The 24,492-nt window shown below is 71.4% G+C and carries 25 protein-coding genes and 1 tRNA gene; 18 read left to right on the top strand and 8 right to left on the bottom strand.

Annotated features, from left to right (window positions below; translation table 11 throughout):
- Positions 1–58: 58 nt before the first annotated feature.
- Positions 59–958 carry a transcriptional regulator GcvA gene (gene gcvA, locus KZ813_RS03850; protein ID WP_219753644.1) on the bottom strand — a complete coding sequence of 300 codons (900 nt, stop codon included), beginning with the start codon at positions 956–958 and terminating at the stop codon, positions 59–61.
- A gap of 100 nt (positions 959–1,058) precedes the next feature.
- Here gcvA and KZ813_RS03855 point away from each other — a divergent pair, with 100 nt between their 5' ends.
- From KZ813_RS03855 to purQ, 6 genes are all read left to right on the top strand, one after another.
- Positions 1,059–1,217: a hypothetical protein gene (locus KZ813_RS03855; RefSeq protein WP_219753645.1), complete on the top strand. Its 159-nt coding sequence runs from the start codon at positions 1,059–1,061 to the stop codon at positions 1,215–1,217.
- Between the two features lie 132 nt (positions 1,218–1,349).
- A complete protein-coding gene (locus KZ813_RS03860; RefSeq protein WP_219753646.1) occupies positions 1,350–2,552 on the top strand; it encodes an OpgC family protein in 1,203 nt (400 codons plus the stop codon).
- 50 nt (positions 2,553–2,602) lie between these two features.
- Positions 2,603–3,448, top strand: a complete 846-nt coding sequence (locus tag KZ813_RS03865) for an alpha/beta hydrolase (protein WP_219753647.1) — start codon at positions 2,603–2,605, stop codon at positions 3,446–3,448.
- 100 nt (positions 3,449–3,548) lie between these two features.
- Positions 3,549–4,328: a phosphoribosylaminoimidazolesuccinocarboxamide synthase gene (purC, locus tag KZ813_RS03870; RefSeq protein WP_132907417.1), complete on the top strand. Its 780-nt coding sequence runs from the start codon at positions 3,549–3,551 to the stop codon at positions 4,326–4,328.
- Positions 4,329–4,389: 61 nt separating this feature from the next.
- Entirely contained in the window at positions 4,390–4,620 is a 231-nt protein-coding gene (purS, locus tag KZ813_RS03875) for a phosphoribosylformylglycinamidine synthase subunit PurS (RefSeq protein ID WP_219753648.1), read from the top strand.
- Entirely contained in the window at positions 4,617–5,285 is a 669-nt protein-coding gene (gene purQ, locus KZ813_RS03880) for a phosphoribosylformylglycinamidine synthase subunit PurQ (protein ID WP_219753649.1), read from the top strand. Before purS ends, purQ begins: the two co-directional genes overlap by 4 nt.
- A gap of 42 nt (positions 5,286–5,327) precedes the next feature.
- On the opposite strand, the gene KZ813_RS03885 is transcribed toward purQ, so the two are convergent.
- A complete protein-coding gene (locus KZ813_RS03885; protein WP_219753845.1) occupies positions 5,328–6,074 on the bottom strand; it encodes a queuosine precursor transporter in 747 nt (248 codons plus the stop codon).
- A 58-nt stretch (positions 6,075–6,132) separates the two neighbouring features.
- On the opposite strand from KZ813_RS03885, the gene KZ813_RS03890 reads away from it, so the two are divergent.
- From KZ813_RS03890 to KZ813_RS03900, 3 genes are all read left to right on the top strand, one after another.
- Positions 6,133–6,209: transfer RNA gene (locus tag KZ813_RS03890), tRNA-Arg, on the top strand.
- A 322-nt stretch (positions 6,210–6,531) separates the two neighbouring features.
- Positions 6,532–7,962 carry a methyl-accepting chemotaxis protein gene (locus tag KZ813_RS03895; protein WP_219753650.1) on the top strand — a complete coding sequence of 477 codons (1,431 nt, stop codon included), beginning with the start codon at positions 6,532–6,534 and terminating at the stop codon, positions 7,960–7,962.
- 82 nt (positions 7,963–8,044) lie between these two features.
- A complete protein-coding gene (locus KZ813_RS03900) occupies positions 8,045–8,263 on the top strand; it encodes a hypothetical protein (RefSeq protein ID WP_219753651.1) in 219 nt (72 codons plus the stop codon).
- A gap of 784 nt (positions 8,264–9,047) precedes the next feature.
- Here KZ813_RS03900 and KZ813_RS03905 read toward each other — a convergent pair.
- The 3 genes from KZ813_RS03905 to KZ813_RS03915 all read right to left on the bottom strand — a co-directional run bounded on the left by KZ813_RS03905 (position 9,048) and on the right by KZ813_RS03915 (position 14,771).
- Positions 9,048–10,898, bottom strand: a complete 1,851-nt coding sequence (locus KZ813_RS03905; RefSeq protein ID WP_258046382.1) for a methyl-accepting chemotaxis protein — start codon at positions 10,896–10,898, stop codon at positions 9,048–9,050.
- Between the two features lie 109 nt (positions 10,899–11,007).
- Complete coding sequence (locus tag KZ813_RS03910; RefSeq protein WP_219753652.1) at positions 11,008–13,578, bottom strand: TonB-dependent receptor domain-containing protein; 2,571 nt, start codon at positions 13,576–13,578, stop codon at positions 11,008–11,010.
- 188 nt (positions 13,579–13,766) lie between these two features.
- Positions 13,767–14,771, bottom strand: a complete 1,005-nt coding sequence (locus KZ813_RS03915; protein ID WP_258046383.1) for a DUF2332 domain-containing protein — start codon at positions 14,769–14,771, stop codon at positions 13,767–13,769.
- Between the two features lie 377 nt (positions 14,772–15,148).
- Between KZ813_RS03915 and KZ813_RS03920 the strand changes: the two genes are divergently transcribed.
- The 9 genes from KZ813_RS03920 to KZ813_RS03960 are packed head-to-tail and all read left to right on the top strand — an operon-like array spanning position 15,149 to position 22,299.
- On the top strand, positions 15,149–15,409 hold the full coding sequence (locus KZ813_RS03920; RefSeq protein WP_219753654.1) for an STAS domain-containing protein: 261 nt from the start codon (positions 15,149–15,151) through the stop codon (positions 15,407–15,409).
- 33 nt (positions 15,410–15,442) lie between these two features.
- On the top strand, positions 15,443–17,638 hold the full coding sequence (locus KZ813_RS03925; RefSeq protein ID WP_219753655.1) for a chemotaxis protein CheA: 2,196 nt from the start codon (positions 15,443–15,445) through the stop codon (positions 17,636–17,638).
- The gene (locus KZ813_RS03930; RefSeq protein ID WP_219753656.1) at positions 17,635–18,504 is read left to right on the top strand and encodes a CheR family methyltransferase; all 870 of its coding nucleotides are present in this window, start codon (positions 17,635–17,637) and stop codon (positions 18,502–18,504) included. Before KZ813_RS03925 ends, KZ813_RS03930 begins: the two co-directional genes overlap by 4 nt.
- Positions 18,501–19,520 carry a protein-glutamate methylesterase/protein-glutamine glutaminase gene (locus KZ813_RS03935; RefSeq protein WP_219753657.1) on the top strand — a complete coding sequence of 340 codons (1,020 nt, stop codon included), beginning with the start codon at positions 18,501–18,503 and terminating at the stop codon, positions 19,518–19,520. Before KZ813_RS03930 ends, KZ813_RS03935 begins: the two co-directional genes overlap by 4 nt.
- Positions 19,517–20,071: a chemotaxis protein CheD gene (locus KZ813_RS03940; RefSeq protein WP_219753658.1), complete on the top strand. Its 555-nt coding sequence runs from the start codon at positions 19,517–19,519 to the stop codon at positions 20,069–20,071. Before KZ813_RS03935 ends, KZ813_RS03940 begins: the two co-directional genes overlap by 4 nt.
- Before the next feature lie 29 nt (positions 20,072–20,100).
- On the top strand, positions 20,101–20,475 hold the full coding sequence (locus KZ813_RS03945; RefSeq protein ID WP_219753659.1) for a response regulator: 375 nt from the start codon (positions 20,101–20,103) through the stop codon (positions 20,473–20,475).
- Between the two features lie 38 nt (positions 20,476–20,513).
- A complete protein-coding gene (locus tag KZ813_RS03950) occupies positions 20,514–20,954 on the top strand; it encodes a chemotaxis protein CheW (protein WP_183943207.1) in 441 nt (146 codons plus the stop codon).
- A gap of 47 nt (positions 20,955–21,001) precedes the next feature.
- A complete protein-coding gene (locus tag KZ813_RS03955) occupies positions 21,002–22,003 on the top strand; it encodes a chemotaxis protein CheB (RefSeq protein ID WP_219753660.1) in 1,002 nt (333 codons plus the stop codon).
- A complete protein-coding gene (locus KZ813_RS03960) occupies positions 22,000–22,299 on the top strand; it encodes a hypothetical protein (protein ID WP_219753661.1) in 300 nt (99 codons plus the stop codon). Before KZ813_RS03955 ends, KZ813_RS03960 begins: the two co-directional genes overlap by 4 nt.
- A 149-nt stretch (positions 22,300–22,448) precedes the next feature.
- On the opposite strand, the gene KZ813_RS03965 is transcribed toward KZ813_RS03960, so the two are convergent.
- Genes KZ813_RS03965 through modA form a run of 3 tightly spaced genes read right to left on the bottom strand, consistent with a single transcriptional unit; the run spans position 22,449 to position 24,491 of the window.
- The gene (locus KZ813_RS03965) at positions 22,449–23,054 is read right to left on the bottom strand and encodes an ATP-binding cassette domain-containing protein (protein ID WP_219753662.1); all 606 of its coding nucleotides are present in this window, start codon (positions 23,052–23,054) and stop codon (positions 22,449–22,451) included.
- A complete protein-coding gene (modB, locus tag KZ813_RS03970) occupies positions 23,044–23,727 on the bottom strand; it encodes a molybdate ABC transporter permease subunit (RefSeq protein ID WP_219753663.1) in 684 nt (227 codons plus the stop codon). Before modB ends, KZ813_RS03965 begins: the two co-directional genes overlap by 11 nt.
- Positions 23,724–24,491: a molybdate ABC transporter substrate-binding protein gene (modA, locus tag KZ813_RS03975; protein WP_219753664.1), complete on the bottom strand. Its 768-nt coding sequence runs from the start codon at positions 24,489–24,491 to the stop codon at positions 23,724–23,726. The genes modB and modA overlap by 4 nt, the downstream gene beginning before the upstream one ends.
- Position 24,492: the final 1 nt, after the last annotated feature.

Below are 24,492 nucleotides of genomic sequence, written 5' to 3' on the forward strand. Positions count from 1 at the left end.
GGCTGCTAGCAGCGCGCGGCCCCGTTCCACAACCGTTCCGCGCGCGGTGCGGCCCGGCTCAGCCCCCCGCGGCGGCGCGGTCGCGTCCCAGCGCCTCGCTCAGCCACTCGCGGAAACGCCGGATCTTGAGCACCTTGGCGCGCGCCTCCGGGTAGACCAGCCAATAGGCCTCGCCCATCGAGGACAGCTGCGCGAACGGGCGCACCAGCCGCCCCGACGCGAGGTCATTGTGCCAGAAGAAGGGCGTCAGCATCGCCACGCCCTGCCCCGCGATCGCGGCATGGCCCTCGTGCGCCTGCGAGTCGAGCCGCATCCCCGTCCGCCGCGCCCCGACCGCGTCCAGCCCGGCCTCGCGCAGCCAGTGCGCCCACCACGGGTCCTGCGCGCTGATCAGCGGCAGCTCCAGCAGGTCGACCGGCGCGAGCCGCCCGCCGTGCGCGGCGAGGAAGCCGGGCGAGCACATCGGGGTGAAGTCGAGCGGCAGCAGAGCGTGCTGCGCCAGCCCCGGCCAGCCGCCCGGCCCCGAGCGGATCGCGACGTCCACCTCGTCGGCGGCGAAGTCGACGAGCCCGTCGCTGGTCCACAGCCGTACCGCCGTGGACGGGTGCGCGAGGTGAAAGCCGCCGAGCCGCCACGCCAGCCAGGTGTTGGCGAAGGTGTTGGTGACCGAGACGGTCAGCACCGCCTCGTCCTCGGCGCGCAGGCCGGCGAAGGCCGCGTCGATCGAGTCGAAGGCCGCCGCGAGCTGCGCGCCGACGCGGCGCCCCGCCTCGGTGAGCGCCACGCGGCGACGCTCGCGGCGGAAGAGCGGCACGCCGAGCCGCTCCTCCAGCAGCCGGATCTGATAGCTCACGGCCGCCTGGGTCATCCCCAGCTCGCCAGCCGCCGCGGTGAAATTCTCGTGCCGCGCGGCGGCCTCGAACACGCGGACGGCGGCGAGCGGCGGGAGCTGGCGCATGCTCGGAGCATAAGCGGGCCTTATCAACTTGGGCCAGCTCTTTGTTGGTGTGCTGCGCCTGCGAGGCCTATCTCGGCGCCTCCAGCGATGGAGGACCGTCATGAACATGGATTTCGAGAGCGAAGCCTTTGCCCGCCATCACGACACGCTGTCGGGCGGCATCCACACCTTCGTCGAATCGCTGCTGGCGGGGATCGCGGCCTTGCAGCGACGGCGCTTCGCTGCGCCCTGGCGCACGGCGGCGCGGCGCGCGCGCTGAGCGATCACCGCCGCGCTTTCCGCGACGAGCGGAGCCGCGGCGGTATCGATCGGGCGCGGTCCTGCGCTACACGCGGGTGCGCCGGTGTGCCTAGCGCCGCCGCGCATCCACGCCACGCACGGGAGCCGCTGTTTGCCACGCTACGGGATGATCGACGGGCTGCGCGGCTTCTTCCTGGTGTTCATGCTGATCAACCACCTCGTCTTCCAGGGCGAGCTGTGGCTGCAGCGGATCAATCACAACCAGTTCGCCTATGTCGAGGACGCGCAGGGCTTCGTCTCCCTGTCGGGCCTGATGATCGGGCTGGTGTACGGCCGCAAGATGCTCAGGCTGGGTGCACCCGCGGCGAGCCGGCTGGTCTGGGCGCGCGCCTTCGAGCTGTATCGCTACGCGATGGGGATCGTCGTCGCGGTGTTGCTCGCGCGGCTGGTGCTGCCCGACGCGGCGCGGCTGTGGGGCAATTGGCTCGGCCACACCAGCCTGACCGGCGAGCCACTGCGGCTGTTCGCCATCGCCACCTTCGTGTTCCAGCCGACCGTCATGGACATCCTGCCGCAATATGTCCTGTACATGCTCGTCGCGCCGCCGATCCTGAAGCTGTGCCTCGACGGGCGCGTCGCGCTGGTGGCGACCGTCTCGGGGCTGCTGTGGTTGGCGGGGCAGCTCGGCTTCCAGCACGCGCTGACCGACCCGCTCGGGCGCTGGTTCACCGCCTCGGACGGGCAGGGCCTGCGCGCGGGCTTCAACCTGCTGGGCTGGCAGATCGTCTTCTTCTCGGGGATGATCGCTGGCGCGCTGACCGCCTCGGGGCGGATCGACTGGCATCGGCTGTTCCGTCCCGAGGCGAGCGGCGTCGCCAGGATCGCGCTGGCGGTGTGCCTGTTCTTCCTGCCGATCCGGCTGCTCACCGCACGCGGCATCCTACCCGACGTGGCGATCAGGCGCATCGAGCTGCTCGAGGTCCGCGCCGACTTCAGCCTGGTCTATCTGGTCAACTTCGCCGCGGTAGCGATCGGGCTGGCGTGGCTGATGATCGCGGGGCCGCGGCACGCGCGCGGCTGGGTGCGGCAGGCGGCGGGCGTGGTGCGCGGGCTGTTCTCGGTGCCGTTCCTGCGGCTGCTCGGCCGGCACTCGCTCTACGTCTATGTGTGGCACGTCGCGATCGTCTACGGCGTCTATTACGTCGACCAGCGCTACGGCCCCTTCCCCGTCTGGGTGCGCACGCTGTGCGCGGTGGCAGGGGTGGCGCTGCTCACCCTGCCCGCGCTGTGGCGCGAGCGCGGCAGGCGCCCCGCCGCCGAGCCGGGCCGTACCCCGAGCGAGGCCTCGTCGTGACTCGCGCGGCGCTTGCCGTCGCGCTGCTGCTGGCCTCATGCTCGCCGGCGATGACCGCCCCGACCGCGCCGCACCGCCCGCTGACCTGGGCCGACCTGACCGCGCGCCCGCGCCCGGCGCCCGATCGCACGCTCTCCTACGGCGACGACGCGATGCAGAAGGTGGACGTGTGGCTGCCGCGTGGCGCGCGACCCTATCGTACCGTGCTGATGGTGCACGGCGGCTGCTGGCAGACCGGGATCGCCGACCGGCGGCTGATGGACTGGGTCGCGGACGACCTGCGCCGCGCCGGCTATGCGGTGTGGAACATCGACTATCGCGGGGTCGACCGCGCCGGCGGCGGCTATCCCGGCACCTTCGCCGACGCCGCCGCGGCCACCGACCTGATCCGCGCGGAGGGGCCGGCGCTCGGGCTCGACCTGCGCCATATCGTCGCGATCGGCCATTCCGCCGGCGGCCATCTCGCGCTGTGGCTCGCCGGGCGCGCGCGACTCCCCGGCGACAGCCCGCTGCGCCGCGCCGACCCGCTCCCGATCGCGCGCGTCATCAGCCTCGGCGGCCTGCCCGACCTGGCGGCGACCGCGGCGAGCCCCGACAATGGCTGCGGCACCGAGGTGGTGGCGCGGCTGGTCGGCGGCGACCGCGCCGACCCCTATGCCGACACGTCGGTGCCGCGGCTGCTGCCGCTCGGCGTGCCGCAGGACCTGGTCAACGGTCGCGAGGATCGGATCATCCCTTACCGTCTCGCCACCGACTATGTCGCGCGCGCGCTCGCCGCCGGCGACCGCGCCGCGCTCCACACGGTGCCGGCGACCGGCCATGTCGAGCTGATCGCGCCCGAGAGCGCTGCGTGGGCGGAGACGAAGCGGCTGCTGGCGCGCGCCTTCGCCCGCTGAGCTGATTTGCAGCGCCTCCCCCCTTCCCCTATACGGCGGCTGATTCCCGCCCCGGCCGCGCGACTGCTCCGCCGGGGCGTTCCTTTTCCGAGGGTGAGCGATGGCACGGCGGCGGCAGATCTACGAGGGCAAGGCGAAGATCCTCTACGAGGGTCCGGAGCCGGGCACGCTGATCCAATATTTCAAGGACGACGCCACCGCCTTCAACGCCCAGAAGAAGGGGACGATCAACGGCAAGGGCGTGCTCAACAACCGCATCAGCGAGCACATCTTCACGCTGCTCGACCATATCGGCGTGCCGACGCACTTCATCCGCCGCCTCAACATGCGCGAGCAGCTGATCCGCCAGGTCGAGATCGTGCCGATCGAGGTGGTGGTGCGCAACGTCGCCGCCGGCTCGCTGTCGAAGCGGCTCGGCATCGAGGAGGGCGTGAAGCTGCCGCGCACCATCCTCGAATATTATTACAAGGACGACGCGCTCGGCGACCCGATGATCTCGGACGAGCATATCGCCGCCTTCGGCTGGGCCAGCCAGGACGAGATGCACGACATCGCCGACCTGGCGATCCGCGTGAACGACTTCCTCAGCGGCCTGTTCGCCGGGGTCGGGATCCGGCTGGTCGACTTCAAGCTCGAGTTCGGCCGCATCTGGGACAATGACTATAGCCGGATCATCCTGGCGGACGAGATCAGCCCCGACGGCTGCCGGCTGTGGGACATGGAGTCGAACGAGAAGCTCGACAAGGACCGCTTCCGCCGCGACCTCGGCGGCGAGGTCGAGGCCTATCAGGAAGTCGCGCGCCGGCTCGGCCTGTTCCCCGAGGGCGGCGAGACCGCGGTGCTCGACATGGAGAGCCACCGCAAGCGCCGCGGCAAGTGATCACGCCCGCGCCGCGGTGGGAGGTTGCCCCGCGCGGCGCGGCGCGGCATAGCGCGCGGCCATGAGACTGCGCATCCATGTCACACTGAAGCCCGGCGTGCTCGACCCCCAGGGCAAGGCGATCGAGCACGCGCTCGCGGGACTCGGCTTCCAGGGCGTCACCGACGCGCGGGTCGGCAAGCTGATCGAGCTCGAGGTCGCCGAGGGCACGTCCGACGCCGACGTCGACTCGATGTGCCGCCAGCTGCTCGCCAACACCGTGATCGAGAATTACCGGATCGAGCGCGCGTGAGGGCCGCGGTCATCGTCTTCCCGGGCTCGAACTGCGATCGCGACATCGCGGTCGCGCTGGAGCAGGTGACCGGGCGCGCGCCGACGATGGTGTGGCATCGCGACACCGAGCTGCCCGACGGCGTCGGCCTGGTCGCGGTACCGGGCGGCTTCTCCTACGGCGACTATCTCCGCTCGGGCGCGATGGCCGCGCGCTCGCCGATCATGCGCGCGGTGGCGAGCGGGGCCGAGCGCGGCCTGCCCGTGCTGGGCGTGTGCAACGGCTTCCAGGTGCTCACCGAGGCGGGGCTGCTGCCGGGCGCGCTGATGCGCAACGCCGGTCTGAACTTCGTCTGCCGCGACGTCACGCTGTCGGTGGACAACGCGCAGACGGCCTTCACCAGCCGCTATGCCGCGGGGGAGCGGGTCGTCTTCCCGGTCGCGCACCATGACGGCAATTATGTCGCCGACGCCGAGACGCTCGACCGGATCGAGGGCGAGGGCCGCGTCGCCTTCCGCTACGCCGAGCCGGTGAACGGCAGCGCGCGCGACATCGCGGGCGTGCTCAACGCGGCGGGCAACGTGCTCGGACTGATGCCGCACCCCGAGCGGCGCGTGGAATCGGCGCACGGCGGCGACGACGGCCGGCGGCTGTTCGAGGGGTTGCTGGAGACGGTCGGCGCCTGAGCGACGCGGTCGAGTCGCGCTTCTCTCCCAGCCTGCTTCGCCTCACACCCGCGCGCGGAACGGCGTGAAATCGGTGTCGCGGTCGTAGACGTCCACTCCCTCGACCCGCTTGAGCCAGCCGACCACCAGATAGGTCAGCGGCGTCAGCGCCGCCTCCCAGCCCGTCTTGAGCGCCCATTGCGTGAACAGGACGACCACCACCAGGTGCGGCGTCCATCCCGGCGCGCCGAGGAAGGCGAGCGGGTAGAAGATCAGGCTGTCCACCCCCTGCCCCGCGACCGTCGAGCCGATCGTGCGCATCCACAGGTGGCGCCCCTCGGTGAGGACCTTCATCCGCGCGAGCACGTAGGAGTTGACGAACTCGCCGGCCCAGAAGGCGCACATGCTCGCGAAGACGATGCGCGGCACCTGGCCGAACACCGCCTCGTACGCCGCCTGGTTGCCCCAGTCGGGCGCGGGCGGCAGCGCCACCACCACCCAGGCCATCGCCGCCATGAAGACGGTCGCGGCGAAACCGACCCAGATCACGCGGCGCGCGTGCGCGTAGCCGTATACCTCGGTCAGCACGTCGCCGATGATATAGCTCACCGGGAAGAACAGGATGCCCGCGCCGAACGGCCAGTCGCCGATGCCGGGCAGCGCCACGCGCGCGACCTTGCCGGCGCCGAGCACGTTCGACAGCAGCAGGATCGCCACGAACGCGGCCATCACCAGGTCATAGTAGCGGAAATGCGTGGCGTCGACGCGCGCGGCGTCGGTCGGCGGCGGGGTGCGCGAGGGCTCGGCCATGCGCGCGATCATGCCGGCCATTCCTTCCGGCTTCAATCCGCGCTACGCGCGTCAGCGGGCGCCCGTAGCTCAGCTGGATAGAGCAAGGAGCTTCTACCTCCTTGGCCGGGGGTTCGAGTCCCTCCGGGCGCGCCACCGTCACCCATGATCGATGCCAATGAATTTGCGTGGTTTCTTCCGGAGTAACCACCCCAAATACTTGGCGCTCCAAGCTTATCCTGAGATCAGGCGGCAGCGACCGGGCGCGGCCGGTCGCTATCGCGCGCGATGTACTCATCGCCGCGACAGCGAACGCCCGACTATATTTCCCGGATCGAGACAGAACGTTCGGCGCATGGCCGCGCGATCTCAGGTTTGACCGCGATATTTACATAAGTTTAGCGGGTCGCGGTATACGACCCCGACCATCGAAGCGGCCCGTGTCGCGGACCGACCAGGGAAGGTGGGAAGGAAGGCAATGATTCGCTGGTTCAAGGCGCAGGCGCCGATCCGAACGAAGTTCACCGCGCTGCTGATCGTCTACACGGCGCTGGGCGCGGTGCCGGTGGCGACCACCGCGGAAGCGACGTCCGACCCGACCCTGGTCGGCGTCGCCGCTGCGGCCTTGGCCGCGCTCGTGATCGTGACGCTCATCGCCCGCAAGCTGGTGTGCGATCCCTATGTCGACACGGTCGTGCGGATGGAGGGACTCGCCAAGGGCGACTTCGCCACGCCGATCCGGTACACCGACCATGGCGACTGCGTCGGCCGCATGACCAAGGCGATGGACGTCTTCCGTCGCAACGGTATCGCGCTCGAGGAATCGTCGGCGGCGCAGCGCGTGGTGGTCACCTCGCTCGGCACCGGGTTGGAGCGGCTCGCCGCCAACGACCTGACCTATCGCATCGAGAATGCCTTCTACGCGGACTATGACAGGCTCCGCCTCGACTTCAATCGCGCGATGGACGCGATGTCGGACGTCCTCGGCGCGGTGACGAACGCCAGCCAGGGGATCGACACCGGCGCCGCCGACATCCGCGCCGCCTCGGACGACCTGTCGCAGCGCACCGAGCAGCAGGCCGCCAGCCTGGAGGAGACCGCCGCGGCGATGGAGCAGATCACCTCGACCGTGCGCGAGACCGCCGACGGCGCCGAGCGCGCCCACCGCGTCGTCACCGACGCGCGCACGGAGGCCGAGCATTCCGGTGCCATCGTCCGCCGCGCGGTCGAGGCGATGGGTGGGATCGAGCGCGCCTCGAACGAGATCAGCGAGATCATCAGCGTGATCGACGGCATCGCCTTCCAGACCAACCTGCTGGCGCTCAACGCGGGCGTCGAGGCGGCGCGCGCGGGCGACGCCGGCCGCGGCTTCGCGGTGGTCGCCTCCGAGGTGCGCGCGCTGGCGCAGCGCTCCGCCGACGCCGCGCGCGACGTGAAGGCCAAGATCACCGCCTCGACCGATCAGGTCGATGCCGGGGTCGGTCTCGTCAGCGAGACCGGCAGCGCCCTCGAGCGCATCATTGGGCGCATCGCCGAGATCAGCACCTTGGTCGCGACGATCGCCAACTCGGCCAAGCACCAGGCCACGGGGTTGCAGCAGATCAACACCGCGGTCGGCGAGATGGACGGCGTGACCCAGCAGAACGCCGCCATGGTCGAGGAAGCCACCGCCGCCGCCCGCAGCCTCGCCGACGAGGCCGCGCAGCTGGCGACGCAGGTCGCCCGCTTCCGCCTGTCCAAGAGCCGACCGACCACCGCGATCGTCCCCGCGGCCTCGCCGGTGCACGAGTTGCAGTCGCGCGCGGCGAGCGCGGGCCGCGAGATCGCGCGCGGCGCCCGCCAGCGCAGCGTGGCGGGCACCAACGGCGCCGCGCTGGCGGTGGCACAGGACGACTGGTCGGAGTTCTGATCCGACCGTCGTCGCACCCTAGCGTCTGATCCACCTCCATTGATCCGTGCTCCGGCGAACGCCGGCGCCCAGGGCCGCAGGCGTGACGCTCGTGGCTCTGGGCTCCGGCGTCACCGACACGCTCGCGCACCTCGACTTTCCCCGCGATCGACGCGCGCACGCCGCACTCGATCGATCGGACGAACGGGCCCGCGCGCCGCGCGCCGCGGCGGCGACCGGCTCGCCCGCGGCGGTGGATCACCTCCGGGCCATGCAGCCGAGCATGGCATGCCTCGGTGCCGCTCGCCGACGAACCGGGTGAGCCGCACGAGGCGCGCGCTACCCGGATCGGCAGGGTCCACGCGCATCGGCCTCTATCCTAGCTCGTACGTGAGCAGCGACGCACCCGCGCCTGCCCCGCTGCTGCCCGCGCGGACGATGCTGGTCGCCGCCGCGGCCGCTCGCGCGATAGGCGGCCGCCGCCGTCTAGCTAGATCACGGCGCCGTCTCAGGGGCAAGCGCGGCGACGAGCCCGTCGCTCGCCGCGTGACGGCATAGTGTCGCCTCGTCGTCGCGGCTCTAACCGCACTGCCGACCCACACGCGCTGCGCCGATGCGGGCGTGGTGGCGGCGATGACCCGACCCGGCTCCGATCGCGTCGCTGCGCCAGTGGGAGCGGTGACGCGATGATCCTCGACACCGTCGCCACAGGCGCGGTCGACCGCGCTGGCCGCCGCGTGACCGACCGCTCGACCGGCCGATCGTGAACCGAGGTGCGGCCGTGCGTCCCCCGACGTGGACCGATGCCGCACCGAGCCGCCTCGGCCGATCAAGGGCGCGGGTGTTGGCCGAGGCGTCGCGGCGTTGGGTCGGCGCGACCGGCTCGTCGCATGAGGCGGCCGAGCCGCACCGGCCCACCGATGGCGCCGATAGGAGGCGCGCCGAGCGTGGCCGGACGTTGTCCGGCGCCCCTCCGTCACGCGTCGGCCGCGTCGCCGATGGGTGGCGTGCGGCCTAGGGTCGCGGCACGTCACACGCCGCGAGAGACTCACGGGGCCGCACGGGGCGTGCGCGTGGCAACGCCCGGCGCGGCGCGCATCCCCCGCTCAGAAGGACGACCAATCGTCCTCCTTGGACACCGCCGCGCTCTTCCCGACCAGCCGGATCGGCCCGCGCGTCGGTCGTGCCGCGGCGGCCTGACGCGGCGCCGGCACGGACGCGCTCGCCACCTTCGCGACCCGCGGGGCGGGTGCGGGTGCCGCCTGCTCGACCGTGAAGATCGCCACCGCGCCCGCCAGCTGCTCGGCCTCGTGCGCGAGCATCTGCGACGCCGCGGTCGATTCCTCGACCATCGCGGCATTCTGCTGGGTCACCGAGTCCATCTCGCCGATCGCGATATTGACTTGGCCGAGGCTCTGCGCCTGATCGTCGGCCGATCGGGCGATCGTGCCCATGATCGTGCTGACGCTGACCACACGCTCGATGATCCGGTCGAGCGCCTTGCCCGTCGCGTCGACCAGTTCGACCCCCGACTGGACGTGCTCGATCGCCGAGAGGATCCGCGACTTCACGTCCGATGCCGCCTCGGCGGAGCGCTGCGCCAGCGCGCGTACCTCGGAGGCGACCACGGCGAAGCCCCGGCCCGCGTCCCCCGCGCGCGCCGCCTCGACCCCGGCGTTCAGCGCCAGCAGGTTCGTCTGGAAGGCGATGCCGTCGATCACGCTGATGATGTCGGCGATCTCGCGGCTGGCCTGATCGATCCCGTTCATCGCCTGGACCGACTTGCGCACCACCGCCCCGCCCTGTTCGGCCTCGACGCGCGCGTCGGCCATGGCGCTGTTGGCGTTGGCGGCGTTGGTCGCGCCGGTGCGGACCGTCGCGGTGATCTCGTCCATCGCCGCCGCGGTCTCGCGCAGGCTCGCGGCCTGCTGCTCGCTGCGCCCGGAGAGCGCGCGCGCCGACTGGCTGATCTCGTCGGCGTTGCGCTTGATCGTGTGCACGCTGCCGCGAACGTTCCTGGTGAGATCGGAGAGCTTGCCGACCGCATCGTTGAAATCATGCGCGATCTGCCCGAACGAGCGCGGCACGTCGGTCAGCCGCACGGTCAGGTCGGCGTCGGCGAGCCGGCGCAGGCCCTCGCCGATCGCCGCCATCGCCTGCTCGCGCTCGGTGTCGGCGGTCAGCTTGGCCTGCGCCGCGTCGCGGAACACGATCACCGCGCGCGCCATGTCGCCGAGCTCGTCGCGGCGATCGGCGGGCACGGTGATGTCGAGCCTGCCGTTGGCCAGATCGGCCATGCGACGGGTCAGCGACGTGATGGGGCGCGCGATGCTGCGGCTCAACATCACCGCCAGCATCACCGCCACCGCGATCAGCAGCAGCCCGCCGATCACGAGCGCGACCGTCGCGCTGGTGATCGCTTTCTCCTGGCGCGCGGCGTTGCGCTGCATCGCCTCGGTCTCGCGGTCGCGGACGTCACGCAGCGGCAGGATCGCGGCGCTGGTCAGCACCGCCTTGCCGGCGTCGCGCACCGCCTGCTCGGCCGCCTCGCGTTTCCTCGCCTTGACCATCGCGACCAGCCGGTCGCTCCAGTCGCGCCGCCACTTCATCGCCTCGCCGCGCCCGGTCTCCAGCAGCCGGTGCTCGGTCGAGTCGGTCAGCATCGGGCCGAGTTCGGCCGCGGCGCGGTCATAGTCGGTGCGCGCCTCGTCGTAGGATTTGAGGTAGCTCTTGTCGCCGGTCACCAGATAGCCGCGCAGCTGGCTGTTCTCGCGCAGCAGCGAGGTCTCGAGCGTCAGCGCCTTGGCGTAGATCGTCTGCGCGCGGTTGTTGCCCTCGGTCGCGTCGCGGATCATCCAGACGTTGGTGAAGAAGACCGCCAGCATGATCGCGGCGAAGCCGATGATGACGAAGAACGACACCGCCAGCTTGCGCGGAATGCTCATCCCCGAGATCATGATGCGGTTCCTTCGTCCTTTCGGCGGTGATCCGTCACGCGGATGTCCCCTTAAGTATCACGTGAAACGTGGGTTACCGCACCCGTGCCGGGCGGGTAACCCGATGTGGTTAGAAGTCGAGCCGCAGCGTCGCCGAGATCGTCCGACCCGTGAGCGGACGGCCGCGAACGAAGCTGATGATCGTCCCGTCCGGGGAGGTCGGGTTGTCGATCCCCTCGAACGCCAGCCTATTGAACAGGTTGTTCGCGTTGACCGTCACCTTGAGCCGCTCGGTCGCACGCCATTGGGCGAACGCGTTGGTGGTCACGAAGCCCGGCGCGACCAGCCTGTTCTCGTCCTGCGCGAAGCTCTGGGTCGATCCGATGAAGACCGCGCCGAGCGCGACGCGGTCGGTGACGATCTCAGGGGTCGCCTGGAAGATGAGCTTCGGCTGAAACCGCGGACGGTTGCCGTCCAGCGAGGGATCGAGATAGTCGTGCCGGATCGTCGCCCGGGTATAGGTCGCCCCGCCGTTGAGGCCGAGCACGCCGAGCCGCACGCCGCCCTCGAACTCCAACCCCTTGGCCTCATAGTCGCGCAGGATCGAGCGCGCGCGGATGGCGTCGAAGTTCGTATCCGTGGTCGTCGCCCAGAAGCCCGTGAGGTTGAGCGTCAGCCGGTCCGTGCGATATTTCGCGCCGGCCTCGGCCTGCCGCACCGCGTTCACCGCCGGGTCGATCGCCTTGCCCCCGCTGCGCCGCAGCATGCTTCCCCGCACGATGCTGCCGTCGCTCGTGCTGATCGCGGGCGTGAACAGCAGCCGATCCGCGCCCGTGCGCGCGCCCTTGCTGTAGCGCGCGAAGACGGCCAGCGGCTCCGCCGGGCGATAGGTGACGCCGGCGGAATAGGACAGGTAATGATAGGTGTAATCCACCGGCGCCGGACGATCATAGGCCGTCAGCTCGACGACGCGCTCAGGCCCCGAGATCGTCCCGTCCCCGTTCACGTCGACCTGCCCCAAGCCGACCCGACCGCCGCCTAGATCGCTGCCCCACATCTGTCCTCGCGCGCCGCCGACATCATAGCGAAGGCTCCCGCCGATCGAGAGCTGACCGACGTGGTAATTGAGAGAGGCGAACGGAGCGTTAATGGCATTGTCGGTCACGACGGAGCGACGCAGGCGACCGGGACGACCGTTGCCGAAATAAGAGGCGACATTGCCATAGGCCAGCACGCCCCGCTCCGTCAGCGGCGTGCCGTCCGCGGCGAAGACGTCCACCGCCGCCGATCGACCGTCGCCGCGAAGGTCGGTGCTGACGAGGACCCAGGCCAAATCACGGTCGACCCGCTGCCGCGCGGCGTAGAGACCGGCGGTGGTCGTCAACTCGCCGGCGCCGAGGTCGAACACCCGGCTGACCCGTACCTCATTGGTCACGTCGCCATAATCGTTGACGGGCATGTCGAGCAGCGACATCGCGCGGATCAGCCCGTTGCCGTTCAACGGCGCGGCGCTCACCAGCGGGATCGCGGCGCCCGCCGACGGGCCGTTCGCGTAGGCGAGCGTGGCACCCGCGCCGCCCAGCCCGACGGCGGCGAACCGCGGCAGGCCGAACAAGGTGTTGAACGGCGAGGTCAGTCCGCCCGAGATTGCGGCGTAGCGGAGCCGCTCAATCACGGTCCAGCCGCTCACCTCGAACGACGTCTCGATCCCCAGCGAGCTCTCCCGGACATGCTGTCCGTCCGCGAGGTCGACCGTCATCGGGCGGTTGCTACGATCCAGGAACGTGAACGTGCGAAGGTAGCGCGAGCCGAGCGAGTCGTGCAGCTCGTCGAAGCCGCCGATGCCGGTGAAACGCGGTGCCGCATTGGTCCCGCCGAACCAGAACGGCACGGCGTCATAGTAAGGCGTGCGGTCGCTGAGATACTTGCCGTATACGCGGACGTAGCCGGTCGTGAGGTCCCTGGTGACGTTGAGCCGAACCTGGCCGCCCTTCTGCGCGTCATAGCCGGTCCGACGCGGCCCCTCGCCCTGGCGATAGAAGCCGCCGAGCTGGAAGCGCAAGCTGTCGCTCAGATGGCCGCCGTAGGTGAAATCGGCGCGGGAGCTGTCATAGTCGAGACCCGCGGTGAAGGCGACCGAGCCGCCCTCGACCTCGCCCGTCTTCGTACGAAAGTTGACCACGCCGCCCGGCGAGTTGGAGGCGAAGGTGGAGGCCGAGCCCCCGCGGATGACCTCGACCTGCGAGAGCATGAGATCGGGACGGACCAGCCCGTCCCCGCTCAGCCCGATCATGTCGCCGAATTCCAGGACGGGGAGCCCGTCCTCCTGGATCTGGATGAACTTGGCGCCGCTCGAGGCGAGCGGCAGGCCGCGCACGGTCAGGCTGTTATACCCCTCACCCGCACCAGCGGTGGAGCGGAGCCCGGGGACGTCACGGAGCAGGTCGCCGACCCCGCGCGCGCCGAGCCGCTCGATCTCGTCCTCGCGCAGCACACTGGTCGAGGTGGCGCTGTCGAGCCGGTCACGCGCGCGCGCCACGCCGGTGCTCACCGTGTCGTCGCCCGCGGCGCGCGTCGTGTCGGCGGGGGGCAAGTCCGCGGGGGGCATGTCGGCGGCCGGTGGGGTCATGCCACCCGCGACGGCGGGGGCGCTCAGCGCCGAGACGGCGGACGCGATCAACAACGATCTGAACAACTTCATTATATTCTCCCTATCCGGTGAATGACGCGGCATCACGTGCCGCGGCAGGGACAAGGAAAATTAGGCGAGGCGCTTGACGCTACGCCGTATATCGATGTGGTTTCACTTACCCGATTTGCCTGGGTCCGATCGTATCCTTCACGGACCCCGTCGATCTACTTGACGTCGGAACGTTAGTCGGCCCGCCCTCAGCCGAGCCACTTGATCGCCGCGCCATAGGGATGGCATTCCGCCAGCACGCGCGTGTCGCCGCCGGGGAAGCAGGTCAGGCGCAGCTGCACGGCGGAGCGATCCGCGGTCCATTCGAAGCCGACACGCGCCAGCGGCTGCCGCGGCGTCGCCGCCTGCCCGGCCGCGGCGACGACCGAGTCGAGCCGCGCCCGCGCCGAAGCGCCGAGATATTGCGTCACCATCGAGTGCACCAGCACGCGGCAGCGCCCCTCGACCGGCGCTTCGGCCAGCCGCTCGGCGAGCCAGGCGACCGCGTCGCCGCGCTCGACCCGCGGCGGCCAGCGATGCGCGAGCGCGAGCGCGCGCTCGAGCCGACGCGACCGCGCCGGCTGGTCGGCGAAGACGAACGCCATCAACCGCTCGCAGGTCGACGGATCGCGCGGGTCGAGCGGCGCCAGATCGACGCCGCGCGCCGCTACCACCTCCACCGCGGTGTCGGGTGGGGCAGCGCCTTCCCAGTCGGGCGCGATCAGCACGGGCGACTCGGCCTCCCCCGCCACCGACCCGCCCAGCCGATAGGCGTAGCGATGGAGATTGAGGTTGAGGCCGGCACTCGCGCCGATCTCGAGCAGCTCGACCGGCATGTCGAAGCGCGCGCGCACCACCTTCAGCGCGGCGAGGATCGCCGCGGCACGGCCCACCTCATTGGTCTGCGGGGTCTGCTCCATCCAGTCGGCGATGAACGAGTCGTACTGGGTGAGCGCCGCGCCGACCGCCGCGTCGACGTCGTCATGCTCGCCGCGGTACAAGGCGCCGAGCCGCGCCGGTGTGTCGCGCCGCGCGAGCGCGTGGAGCGCGGCGTTGAAGCGCATCGCCAGGGCCGCCTCGGCCCGGTCGCGGGTCCAGCGCGCGAACACCGCCGACGTGAGCGGCGCGCGCGCCAGCTGGCGCGCGCCCGAGTCGAGCAGCGCGGCGACGAACGGCGAGCCGATCGCGCGGGCGACCTGGGCCTGGCGCCGCAACTCACCCGTCGCTCCGTCGAAATCAAGAGATCGTTCAAACACTCGACAGTTTATCCGCTGGAGCGATAGCGCCGCACGCCGGCGCCGGCAGTGGCGGAAAGTGCTTTCCATCCGCTTAACCGCGCCGATCTCTTGCGTGACCGCGGCGCGACGTGCCAGCTCTGTCGTATCGGCGCAATCTTTCTCGTCGCATCCGTGATTAACGTCATTTTAGGACGGCACCTCCAAGAGGAAGTTAGGCGCGACGGCACCGGGCAGGACCGACCCGGTCACCCGACGCGCCTATATTGGGGGATGGGAATGGGTGATGGCCGCTCCCCGCCGCGGCGGAGGATCGGCATCCCTCACCTGCCCGCTCGACTGATCAGGATCCCGCGATGGTGTACGTGCTCCCTCCCCGTCTCGACACCGCCGCCGCACCGCCGCTGCGCGTCGCGTTGAAGAAGCTGGTCGAACAGGCGCAGCCGCTCGCGGTCGACGGCAGCGCGGTGGAGCAGATCGGCCAGGCCTGCCTGCAGGTGCTGATCGCCGCGCGCGCCGCCGCGACCGCGCAGGGGCAGAGCTTCGCGCTGACCGCGGTGAGCATCCCCTTCGCCGACGCCGCCGCGCTCGCCGCGGTCGACCTCTCCGCCGCCTAAGCGCACCCCGCCCGGTTCACAGGAGCAGACGTCTTGGACCTCGACGCAATCCAGCAGATCTTCTTCCAGGAATGCGAGGAAGGCCTGGCCGGCATGGAGGGCGCCTTCGCCGCGCTCCGGTCCGAAAACTACGACGCCGAGACGATCAACGGCATCTTCCGCGCGGTCCACTCGATCAAGGGCGGCGCTGGCGCGTTCGGGCACGAGCGGCTCCAGGCCTATACTCACCAATATGAGACGCTGCTCGACCTGCTGCGGAGCGGCGCGCTGACGCTCACCCCGGCGCTGACCAACCTGATCGTCGCCGCCTTCGACATGCTCGCCGACCATGTCGCCGCGGCGCGCGACTCGGGTGAGTCGCCCGACGACGCGGTGATGCTCGCTCGCCTGATCGCGGCCGCCAGCGGCGACGAGGCGCCCGCGGCCGAGCCCGTCGCGCGTCCGGCCGGCGCGGAGGACATCGCCTTCACGCCCGCCCCGATCAGCCTGGGCGACGATCTCGACGATCTCATGGCGATGCTCGGCGACGTCGCCCCCGCCGCCGACACGGCGGTCGACGACGGCTCCGCGGCGGACGCACCGCACGACTGGCTGGTCACGTTCAAGCCCACCCCGAACGCGCTCGACAACGGCGGCGAGCCGCTGCTGCTGCTGCGCGAGCTGGTGCGGATGGGCGGCCGCGTGCTGTCATGTGACACGTCGGCGCTGCTGCCGCTGGCATCGATCGACCCCGAGGTCTCCTATCTCGCCTGGACGATCGCGGTGCCCGCGAGCGTCGACGAGGACGACATCCGCTCGGTCTTCGAGTTCACCGACGGCTGCGCGGTGACGCTCGCGCGCGCGGCCGCCGCACCCGCCCCCGTCGCGGTGCCCGAGCCGGTCGCGGCCGCGCCCTCGCCCGCGAGCGCCGCGGCCCCGGCGGCGCCCGTCGCGGCGGCCACGCCCGCGCCCAGTCCGGCGCCCGCCACCGCGACGCCGGCGCCCAGGCCCGCACCGCCCGCGCCGGTCGTCGCCTCGGTGGTGGCGCCGGCGCCGACCGCGGTGGCGCAGACGATCCGAGTCGACCTCGACAAGCTCGACCGCCTCGTCAATCTCGTCGGCGAGCTGGTGATCACCCAGGCGATGCTCGCGCAGCGCCTGTCCGAGAACAACATGGCCGGCATCTCCGAGCTGACCGATCTCGATCACCTGACGCGCGAGCTGCAGGAATCGACCATGGCGATCCGTGCCCAGCCCATGAAGACGGTGTTCAGCCGCGTGCCGCGCATCATCCGCGAGCTCGAGGGCGAGACCGGCAAGCGCGTCCGTCTCGACATCGAGGGCGAGATGACCGAGGTCGACAAGACCGTGGTCGAGCGGATCGGCGAGCCGCTGACGCACCTCATCCGCAACGCGGTCGACCATGGGCTGGAGACGCCCGAGGAGCGGGTCGCGGCGGGCAAGCCCGCCGAGGGCGTGGTCACGCTGTCGGCGGCGCACCACTCGGGCCGCATCGTCATCACCGTCAGCGACGACGGGCGCGGCATCGACCGCGCGCGCGTCCGCGCCAAGGCGATCGAGCGCGGCATCATCCTGCCCGACGCGGTGCTGAGCGACGAGGAGGTCGACAACCTCATCTTCGCCCCGGGCTTCTCGACCGCGGCGACGGTCTCGAACATCTCGGGGCGCGGCGTCGGCATGGACGTGGTGCGCAAGAACGTCCAGGCGCTCGGCGGCCGCATCGGCATCCAGTCGAAGTTCGGCTCGGGGTCGAGCTTCTCGCTCAGCCTGCCGCTGACGCTCGCGGTGGTCGACGGCATGATCGTCACCGTCGGCGACCAGACCTTCGTGATCCCGCTCAGCCACATCGTCGAGAGCCTGCGCCCGACCGACGGCGCGGTGACCGCGATCGGCGTCGATGGGTCCGTGCTCGACGTGCGCGGCTCCTACGTGCCGATCTACCCGGTGGCCGAACAGCTCGGCCTGGGCGGCGGCGAGCGCGACCCCGCCAGCGCGGTGCTGATCGTGGTCGAGGCCGACCACGGCCAGGCCGCGCTGCTGGTCGACTCGATCCAGGACCAGCGCCAGGTCGTGGTGAAGAGCCTCGAGGCCAATTACCAGGCGATCAACGGGCTGGCCGGCGCGACGATCCTCGGCGACGGCCGCGTCGCGCTGATCATCGACGTCGACGCGCTCACCGCGCATCGCGTCCGCGCGCCGCGACCGGCGGTGCTGGCCCACGCGGCATGAACCCGGCGGTCGCCCTCCCCAGCGAGTCGTCGCTCAAGCGCGAGTTCCACTTCGTGCCGGCGGACCATCAGGCGATCGCGCGGCTGGTGTACGACGAGCTCGGGATCCTGCTGCCCGACGGCAAGGCGCAGCTGGTGTACGGCCGGGTCGCGCCCCGCGTTCGCGCGTGCGGGCTCGACAGCGTCGGCGCCTATATCCGGCTGATCGAGCAGGACGCCGACGAGCGGCTGCGCATGTTCGACGCGATCACCACCAACCACACCGCCTTCTTCCGCGAGGCCCACCACTTCGAGGATTTCGTCGCGCGGCTATGGCCCAAGCTGTCGCAGCGCGTGCTCGGCGGCGGGCGCGTGCGGCTGTGGTCGGCGGCCTGCTCCAGCGGCGAGGAACCGTACAGCTGGCTGATGGCGAGCTTCGGCACCGACCGCGGGCTGGCGCAGCGCGTGCTGCGCGCCGACTTCAAGCTGCTCGCCACCGACGTCTCGCCCAGCGTGCTCGCCACCGCGCGCGCCGGCACCTATCCGGCGGCGACGCTGCGCACGGTCCCCGCGGCGCTGCGCGGCACCTGGCTGAGCGGCACGAGCGAGCGCCAGACGGTCGACCCGCTGCTGCGCGACGCGATCGCCTTCCGCCCGCTCAACCTGCTCGGCAACTGGCCGATGCGCGGCCGGTTCGACGCGATCTGCTGCCGCAACGTGATGATCTACTTCGACGAACCAACCAAAGCGCGGCTGCAAGCACGGCTCGCTGACCATCTGGAGACGGGGGGCATGCTCTACATCGGCCATTCCGAGCGGCTCGCCGACGAGGTCGCGCACCGCTTCGAGAGCGTGGGGCGCACCGCCTATCTGAAGGTGGCGGCATGAGCGTCCGCACCCTCGTCGTCGACGACTCGCTCACGATGCAGGCGCTGATCCGGCGCACCTTGTCGGTCGACCCCGCGATCGAGGTCGTCGGCACCGCCGCGAGCGCCGACGAGGCGCGCGCCAAGATCAAGGAGCTCGACCCCGACGTCGTCACGCTCGACATCGAGATGCCGGGGATGAACGGGCTCGACTTCCTCGAGCGGCTGATGCGGCTGCGCCCGACCCCGGTGGTGATGCTGTCGACGCTCACTTCCGACGGCGCCGAGGCGAGCATCGCCGCGCTGGAGCTCGGCGCGTTCGAGTGTTTCGACAAGCTCGCGCTGCGTCGCGAGGGCGAGGCGATCCGGCTGCCCGCGCTGGTGCGCGCCGCCTCGGGCACGCGCCGGCGCCTCGCCCCGCTACCGCCGAAGAGCGAGCCGGTCGACGGTGACTATCGCCCGCGCGACAACACGATGATCGCGGTCGGCGCGTCGACCGGCGGGGTCGAGGCGCTGATCGAGCTGCTCACCGGCTTCCCGGCCAACTGCCCGCCGACCGTGATCGTGCAGCACATGCCGGCGAGCTTCACCGCCAGCTTCGCGGCGCGGCTCGACCGGCTGTGCCGCCCGAGCGTGGAGGAGGCGCGCGCGGGCGCGCCGCTCCAGGTCGGCAAGGTCTATCTCGCGCCCGGCGGCGACCGCCACCTCGAGGTCGCGGGCAGCGGCGGCAAGCGCCACTGCCGCCTGCTCCAGGGACCCAAGGTGAGCGGCCACCAGCCCTCGGTCGACACCCTGTTCCACTCGGTGGCGCGCTGCGCCGGGGCGGACGCGGTGGGCGCGCTGCTCACCGGCATGGGCGCCGACGGGGCCGAGGGCATGCTGGCGATGCGCGCCACCGGCTCGGTCACGATCGGCCAGGACGAGGCCACCAGCGTCGTCTACGGCATGCCCGCGGTGGCGCACCGCATCGGCGCGGTGGTACAACAGCTGCCGCTGCGCCGCATCGCGCCGCGATTGCTCCAGGAATGTCGCGCATGAACAGCATCACGCTCCGCGACGGCTTCCGCCGGCTCACCGTGGCGCAGGGCGAGACCAAGGTCAGCGACCAGGAGGACGTGGTGCTGACCACCGTCCTGGGTAGCTGCGTCGCCGCCTGCTTCTACGATCCGGTCGCGAAGGTGGGAGGCCTTAACCATTACCTGTTAGCCGAGGGGAATGTGTCCGACGCCGCCTCGATGCAGCGCTATGGTGTGTACGCCATGGAAGTGCTGATCAACGCCATGCTCTCGATGGGCGCGGTGCGGTCGCGCATGAAGGCGCGCATCTTCGGCGGCGCGACGATGCGCTCGGGCTTCCGCGACATCGGCGGCGACAATATCGCCTTCGCGCGCCGCTTCCTGCGTGACGAGCGGATCCCGCTCGTCGGCGAGGACGTCGGCGGCAATGGCGCGCGGCGGGTCGAGTTCCGCGCCGCGCTCGGCCTGGCGCGCTGCCGCGTCGTCACCGAGGGCGCGCCGCCGCCGGTGATCCGCGCCACCCCCGCCCCTGCCGCCGCGATCGCCGCCGTCGGCGACGTCGAATTCTTCTGATTTCCAGCCTTTCCCAGGAGCCCCTTCCCGTGACCAAGACGATCATGACCGTGGACGACTCGCCCAGCATGCGGATGCTGCTGCGCGCGGCGCTGACCGATCTCGGCTACAATGTCGTCGAGGCGGAGGACGGGGTGCACGCGCTCGAGACGCTCCAGAATTTCGAGCCCGAGGAGGAGCCCGACCTGCTCATCACCGACATCAACATGCCGCGCATGGACGGTTTCGGTCTGATCGAGCAGGTCCGCGCCGACGGCCGCCGCACGCTGCCGATCCTGGTGCTCACCACCGAGAGCTCCGACGAGAAGAAGCAGCGCGCGCGCGACGCCGGCGCCACCGGCTGGATCGTCAAGCCCTTCCACCCTGAGAAGCTCGCCGCCGCGATCCGGCGCGTGCTGCACTGATCCCGCCGACCGCCATCAGCCTTCCGAGGAACCAGTCCATGTCCCGTCAGCTCATCACCTTCCAGCTCGGCGACCAGCATCTGGGCGTCGACATCATGGCCATCCGTGAGATCCGCGCCTGGTCGCCCGCCACGCCGCTGCCCAACGTACCCAGCCACGTGCGCGGCGTCGTCAACCTGCGGGGTGTCGTCCTGCCGGTGCTCGACCTGCGCCATCGGCTGGGCTGGGGCGTCACCGATCCGACCGCGCGCCACGTGATCATCGTCGTGCGCATCGGCGAGCAGCTCCAGGGCATCATCGTCGACGCGGTCAACGACATCGTCACGGTGCAGACCGAGGACATGCAGCCGCTCCCCGACATGGGCGATGCCGCGGCGGCGCAGTTCCTCGACGGTCTGGCGACGATCGACCAGCGGCTGATCCTGGTGCTCGCGCTCGAGCGGCTGGTCGAGCGCAGCGCCATGGCGGACGCCGCCTGATCCAAGTGATAAAAGTTACGTTTACGCTTATCGTCTAGGACGGGGTCATGGCTGGAACGAGAGTATTGGTGGTCGACGATTCGTTGACCATGCGCGCCCTGATCTCCGGCGCGCTGGAGCGCATCCCCGGGGTGGAAGTCGTCGGCATGGCCGACGGTGCGGCCGAGGCGCGCGCGCTGGTCGCCTCGACCTGGCCCGACGTGATGACGCTCGACGTCGAGATGCCGGGCATGAGCGGCCTCGAGTATCTCGCCGAGATCATGGACACCAAGCCGATGCCGGTGATCATGTTCTCGACCCGGACGCAGGACGGCGCGGCCGAGTCGATCGAGGCGCTGCGGCTCGGCGCGATCGACTGTTTCCCCAAGCCGCGCGTCGCCGCCCCGGCCGAGCTGGACGCGATCATCGCCAAGCTCGCCAAGCGCCTCAAGGCGGCCAAGAAGGCCGACATCAAGCCCAAGGCCCCGCCCAAGACCGCCAAGGCGCCGCCGATCGACTGGAACGGCCGCCTGCTGCTCGTCGGCGGCGACGCGTCGAGCACCAAGTCGATCTTCGACCTCTTCTCGAACTTTCCCGCCAACTGCCCGCCGACGGTGGTGGTCCAGCACCTCGGTCCCGGGCTGGTCGAGAGCATGGCGGAGAAGCTCGCCGAGCAGGTCGCGCCCAAGGTGGTGGTCGCGGCGGACGGGATGAAGCCCGATCAGGGCACGATCTATCTCGCTCCCCACGGCGACGCGCATCTGGTGATCGACAGCTGGCCCAATGGTACGCTGCGCCTGCTGCCGCGCGATCCGATCGCGGGCGAGCGGCCGTCGATCTCGCTGCTGTTCGCCTCGGCCGCCAAGGCGGCGGCGAGCAACGCGGTGGGCGTGCTGCTGCTCGACTCGAACGAGGACGGCGCCGGCGGGCTCAAGGCGCTCAATTCCGCGGGCGGCTACGCCTTCTCGCCGTCGGACGAGGGCGGTTACACGCTGGCGCGCGGGATGGTGTCGCAGCCGGTGGCGAGCGACGCGCTGGTCGCGGGCGTCCTCAAGATGTGTTCGAAATGACCGAGGCAGCGCTGCCGCGCGCGCTCGCTCTCGCGCTGGCCGAGGAGCTGGTGTTCGCCTCGAACATGCTGAACGACCTCGCCTATGATCTCGGCAGCAACGGCGAGACGCTGCGCCGCCACATGGCGAGCATCCAGCGGATCGACTATGTCACCCAGATCCAGCTGGCGGTCGCCGGGCTGCTCCGGGTCGAGGGCGCGTCGGACGCCGACATCGGCACGGTGACGCTGCAGGACATGGCCGACCGGCTGCGCTCGACGCTCGCCTCGCTGGAAGAGCGGTCCGCCGCGGCCTGAGGGTGGTGCCAGCGAGGGGCGGGCATGACTGATCCGGCCTGAACCGTGCTCCGGCGACGCGGGAGGCCGCGGCCGCCGCGGCAGCGCGCGCGACCCTGGGCTCCACCCTGCGCGGGAGCACGCTGACGGCTGACCGGGGTCCCTGCGCGTCAGCCGATCGCGATCACGCGGTCGCCCAGCCGCTCGGCCTCGCCGCGATCGTGCGTGACCATCAGGATCGGCACCGCGCGCGCGTCGCGCACGCGCTCGATCGCGCGCGTCGCCTCCTCGCGCCGCGCCGGGTCGAGCGACGACAGCGGCTCGTCGAGCAGCAGGAAGGCGGCGTCGCTCAGCAGCGCTCGGCCGATCGCCACCCGGCGCGCCTCGCCGCCCGAGAGCGTGCGCGGCCAGCGCTCCAGCAGGTGCGACACGTCGAGCATCGCCGCCACCTCCGCCAGCCGCGCCGCGTCGGGCGCACCGTACAACAGGTTGGCGCGCACCCGCCGGTGGGGGAACAGTCGCATGTCCTGGAAGACATAGCCGGCGCGGCGGCGCTCCGGCGGCAGGTCGATACCCGATGCGGAGTCGTACAGCGTCCGACCGCCGACCCGGACATGGCCGCGCGATGGTCGCAGCAGCCCGGCGATCATGTCGAGCAGGCTCGTCTTGCCCGCGCCCGAGGGGCCGACCAGGACGGTGAGCCCCTCCCCCACCGCGAAGCGCGCGCCCACGCTGGCGTCGCCGCGCGCGGCGCTCACGTCGACGTCAAAGGACACGGACGCCCCGCCCCGCGCGCCGCACCAGCCACTCCGCCGCCACCAAGGCGGCGAGCGACAGCGCGACCGACGCCGCGGCGAGCCGCCACACCGACGCCTCGCCGCCGGGTGTCTGGAGCGCGGCGTAGATCGCGAGCGGCAGCGTCTGCGTCTCCCCTGGCACGTTCGAGACGAAGGTGATCGTCGCGCCGAACTCGCCGATCGAGCGGGCGAAACCGAGCACCGCGCCGGCCGCGATCCCCGGCGCGGCGAGCGGCAAGGTCACCGTCGCGTAGCTGCGCCACCGCCCCGCGCCGAGCGTGCGCGCGGCCTGCTCGAGCCGCCGGTCGACCGCCTCCAGCGACAGCCGGATCGCGCGCACCATCAGTGGCAGCGCCATCACGCCCGCGGCGATCGCCGCGCCGGTCCAGCGGAACAGCACCGAGACGCCGAGCCAGCGCTCCAGCGCGCCGCCGATCGGGCCCGCGGGCGCGAAGGCCAGCAGCAGCAGCCAGCCCGTGACCACCGGGGGCACCACCAGCGGCAGGTGGATCAGCCCGTCGACCAGCACCTTGCCCGGGAACTGCCAGCGCGCCAGCGCCCAGGCGAGCGCGAAGGCGAGCGGCAGCGTCGCCAGCGTCGCGGTGCCGCCGACCAGCAAGGTGAGCCGCACGATCGCGGCGAGCTCGCTCACCGCGGCGCGAAGCCCCGCCGCGCCAGGATCGCCTGACCCGCGCGCGACAGCAGGAAGCGCCGGAAGCCCTCCGCCTCGCGCGCCGCCGGGCCGTCGGTGAGCCGCGCGACGGGATAGACGATCGGCGGATGACTGGCGCGCGGGAAGACGCCGGCGATCCGCACCGCCGCCGAGGCGCGCGCGTCGGTGGCGTAGACGATGCCGTAGGGCGCGGCGCCGCGCTCCACCAGCGCCAGCGCGGCGCGGACATTCTCCGCGCGCACGACGCGGCCGCTCACCGACTCCCAGGCGCCGAGCTCGCGCAGCGCGGCCTCGCCATATTTGCCCGCGGGCACCGCCGCCGGGTCGGCCATCGCCAGCGGCGCGGCGCCGAGCCGGCGCGCCAGCACGCCGCCGCGCGTGGCGCTCACGTCGGCTGTGCCGGGGCGCGCGACCACGACCAGCCGGTTGTGCGCGAGCACGGCGCGCGTGCCGGGGACGATCCGGCCGCGGCGCTCGACCTCGTCCATCCAGTCGGTGTCGGCCGAGGCGAACAGGTCGGCGCGGCCGCCGGCGGTGATCTGCCGCGCGAGCGCCGATGACGCCGCGAAGGAGAGCACCGGCCGGGCGTGGCCCTGCCGCGCCCAGGCGTCGGCGGCGTCGCTCATCGCCTCCTGCAGGCTGGCGGCGGCGAGCACGAGCGGCGCCGCCGACGCCTGGGCGCGCTCCTGCGCCAGGGCGGGGCCGGCGAACAGGAGCAGGAGCAGCGAGAGGAGGACACGCATG

Source organism: Sphingomonas folli (assembly GCF_019429525.1).
Classification (GTDB): domain Bacteria; phylum Pseudomonadota; class Alphaproteobacteria; order Sphingomonadales; family Sphingomonadaceae; genus Sphingomonas; species Sphingomonas folii.

Bases quoted from the DNA above. Each gene is read 5' to 3' on its own strand.
- KZ813_RS03930 (WP_219753656.1), top strand. From the start codon at position 17,635: ATGAACCCGGCGGTCGCCCTCCCCAGCGAGTCGTCGCTCAAGCGCGAG.
- gcvA (WP_219753644.1), bottom strand. From the start codon at position 958: ATGCGCCAGCTCCCGCCGCTCGCCGCCGTCCGCGTGTTCGAGGCCGCC.
- KZ813_RS03940 (WP_219753658.1), top strand. From the start codon at position 19,517: ATGAACAGCATCACGCTCCGCGACGGCTTCCGCCGGCTCACCGTGGCG.
- KZ813_RS03935 (WP_219753657.1), top strand. From the start codon at position 18,501: ATGAGCGTCCGCACCCTCGTCGTCGACGACTCGCTCACGATGCAGGCG.
- KZ813_RS03960 (WP_219753661.1), top strand. From the start codon at position 22,000: ATGACCGAGGCAGCGCTGCCGCGCGCGCTCGCTCTCGCGCTGGCCGAG.
- KZ813_RS03910 (WP_219753652.1), bottom strand. From the start codon at position 13,578: ATGAAGTTGTTCAGATCGTTGTTGATCGCGTCCGCCGTCTCGGCGCTG.
- purC (WP_132907417.1), top strand. From the start codon at position 3,549: ATGGCACGGCGGCGGCAGATCTACGAGGGCAAGGCGAAGATCCTCTAC.
- KZ813_RS03865 (WP_219753647.1), top strand. From the start codon at position 2,603: ATGACCGCCCCGACCGCGCCGCACCGCCCGCTGACCTGGGCCGACCTG.
- KZ813_RS03885 (WP_219753845.1), bottom strand. From the start codon at position 6,074: ATGGCCGAGCCCTCGCGCACCCCGCCGCCGACCGACGCCGCGCGCGTC.
- KZ813_RS03895 (WP_219753650.1), top strand. From the start codon at position 6,532: ATGATTCGCTGGTTCAAGGCGCAGGCGCCGATCCGAACGAAGTTCACC.
- KZ813_RS03950 (WP_183943207.1), top strand. From the start codon at position 20,514: ATGTCCCGTCAGCTCATCACCTTCCAGCTCGGCGACCAGCATCTGGGC.
- KZ813_RS03920 (WP_219753654.1), top strand. From the start codon at position 15,149: ATGGTGTACGTGCTCCCTCCCCGTCTCGACACCGCCGCCGCACCGCCG.
- KZ813_RS03905 (WP_258046382.1), bottom strand. From the start codon at position 10,898: ATGATCTCGGGGATGAGCATTCCGCGCAAGCTGGCGGTGTCGTTCTTC.
- KZ813_RS03855 (WP_219753645.1), top strand. From the start codon at position 1,059: ATGAACATGGATTTCGAGAGCGAAGCCTTTGCCCGCCATCACGACACG.
- modA (WP_219753664.1), bottom strand. From the start codon at position 24,491: ATGCGTGTCCTCCTCTCGCTGCTCCTGCTCCTGTTCGCCGGCCCCGCC.
- purS (WP_219753648.1), top strand. From the start codon at position 4,390: ATGAGACTGCGCATCCATGTCACACTGAAGCCCGGCGTGCTCGACCCC.
- KZ813_RS03955 (WP_219753660.1), top strand. From the start codon at position 21,002: ATGGCTGGAACGAGAGTATTGGTGGTCGACGATTCGTTGACCATGCGC.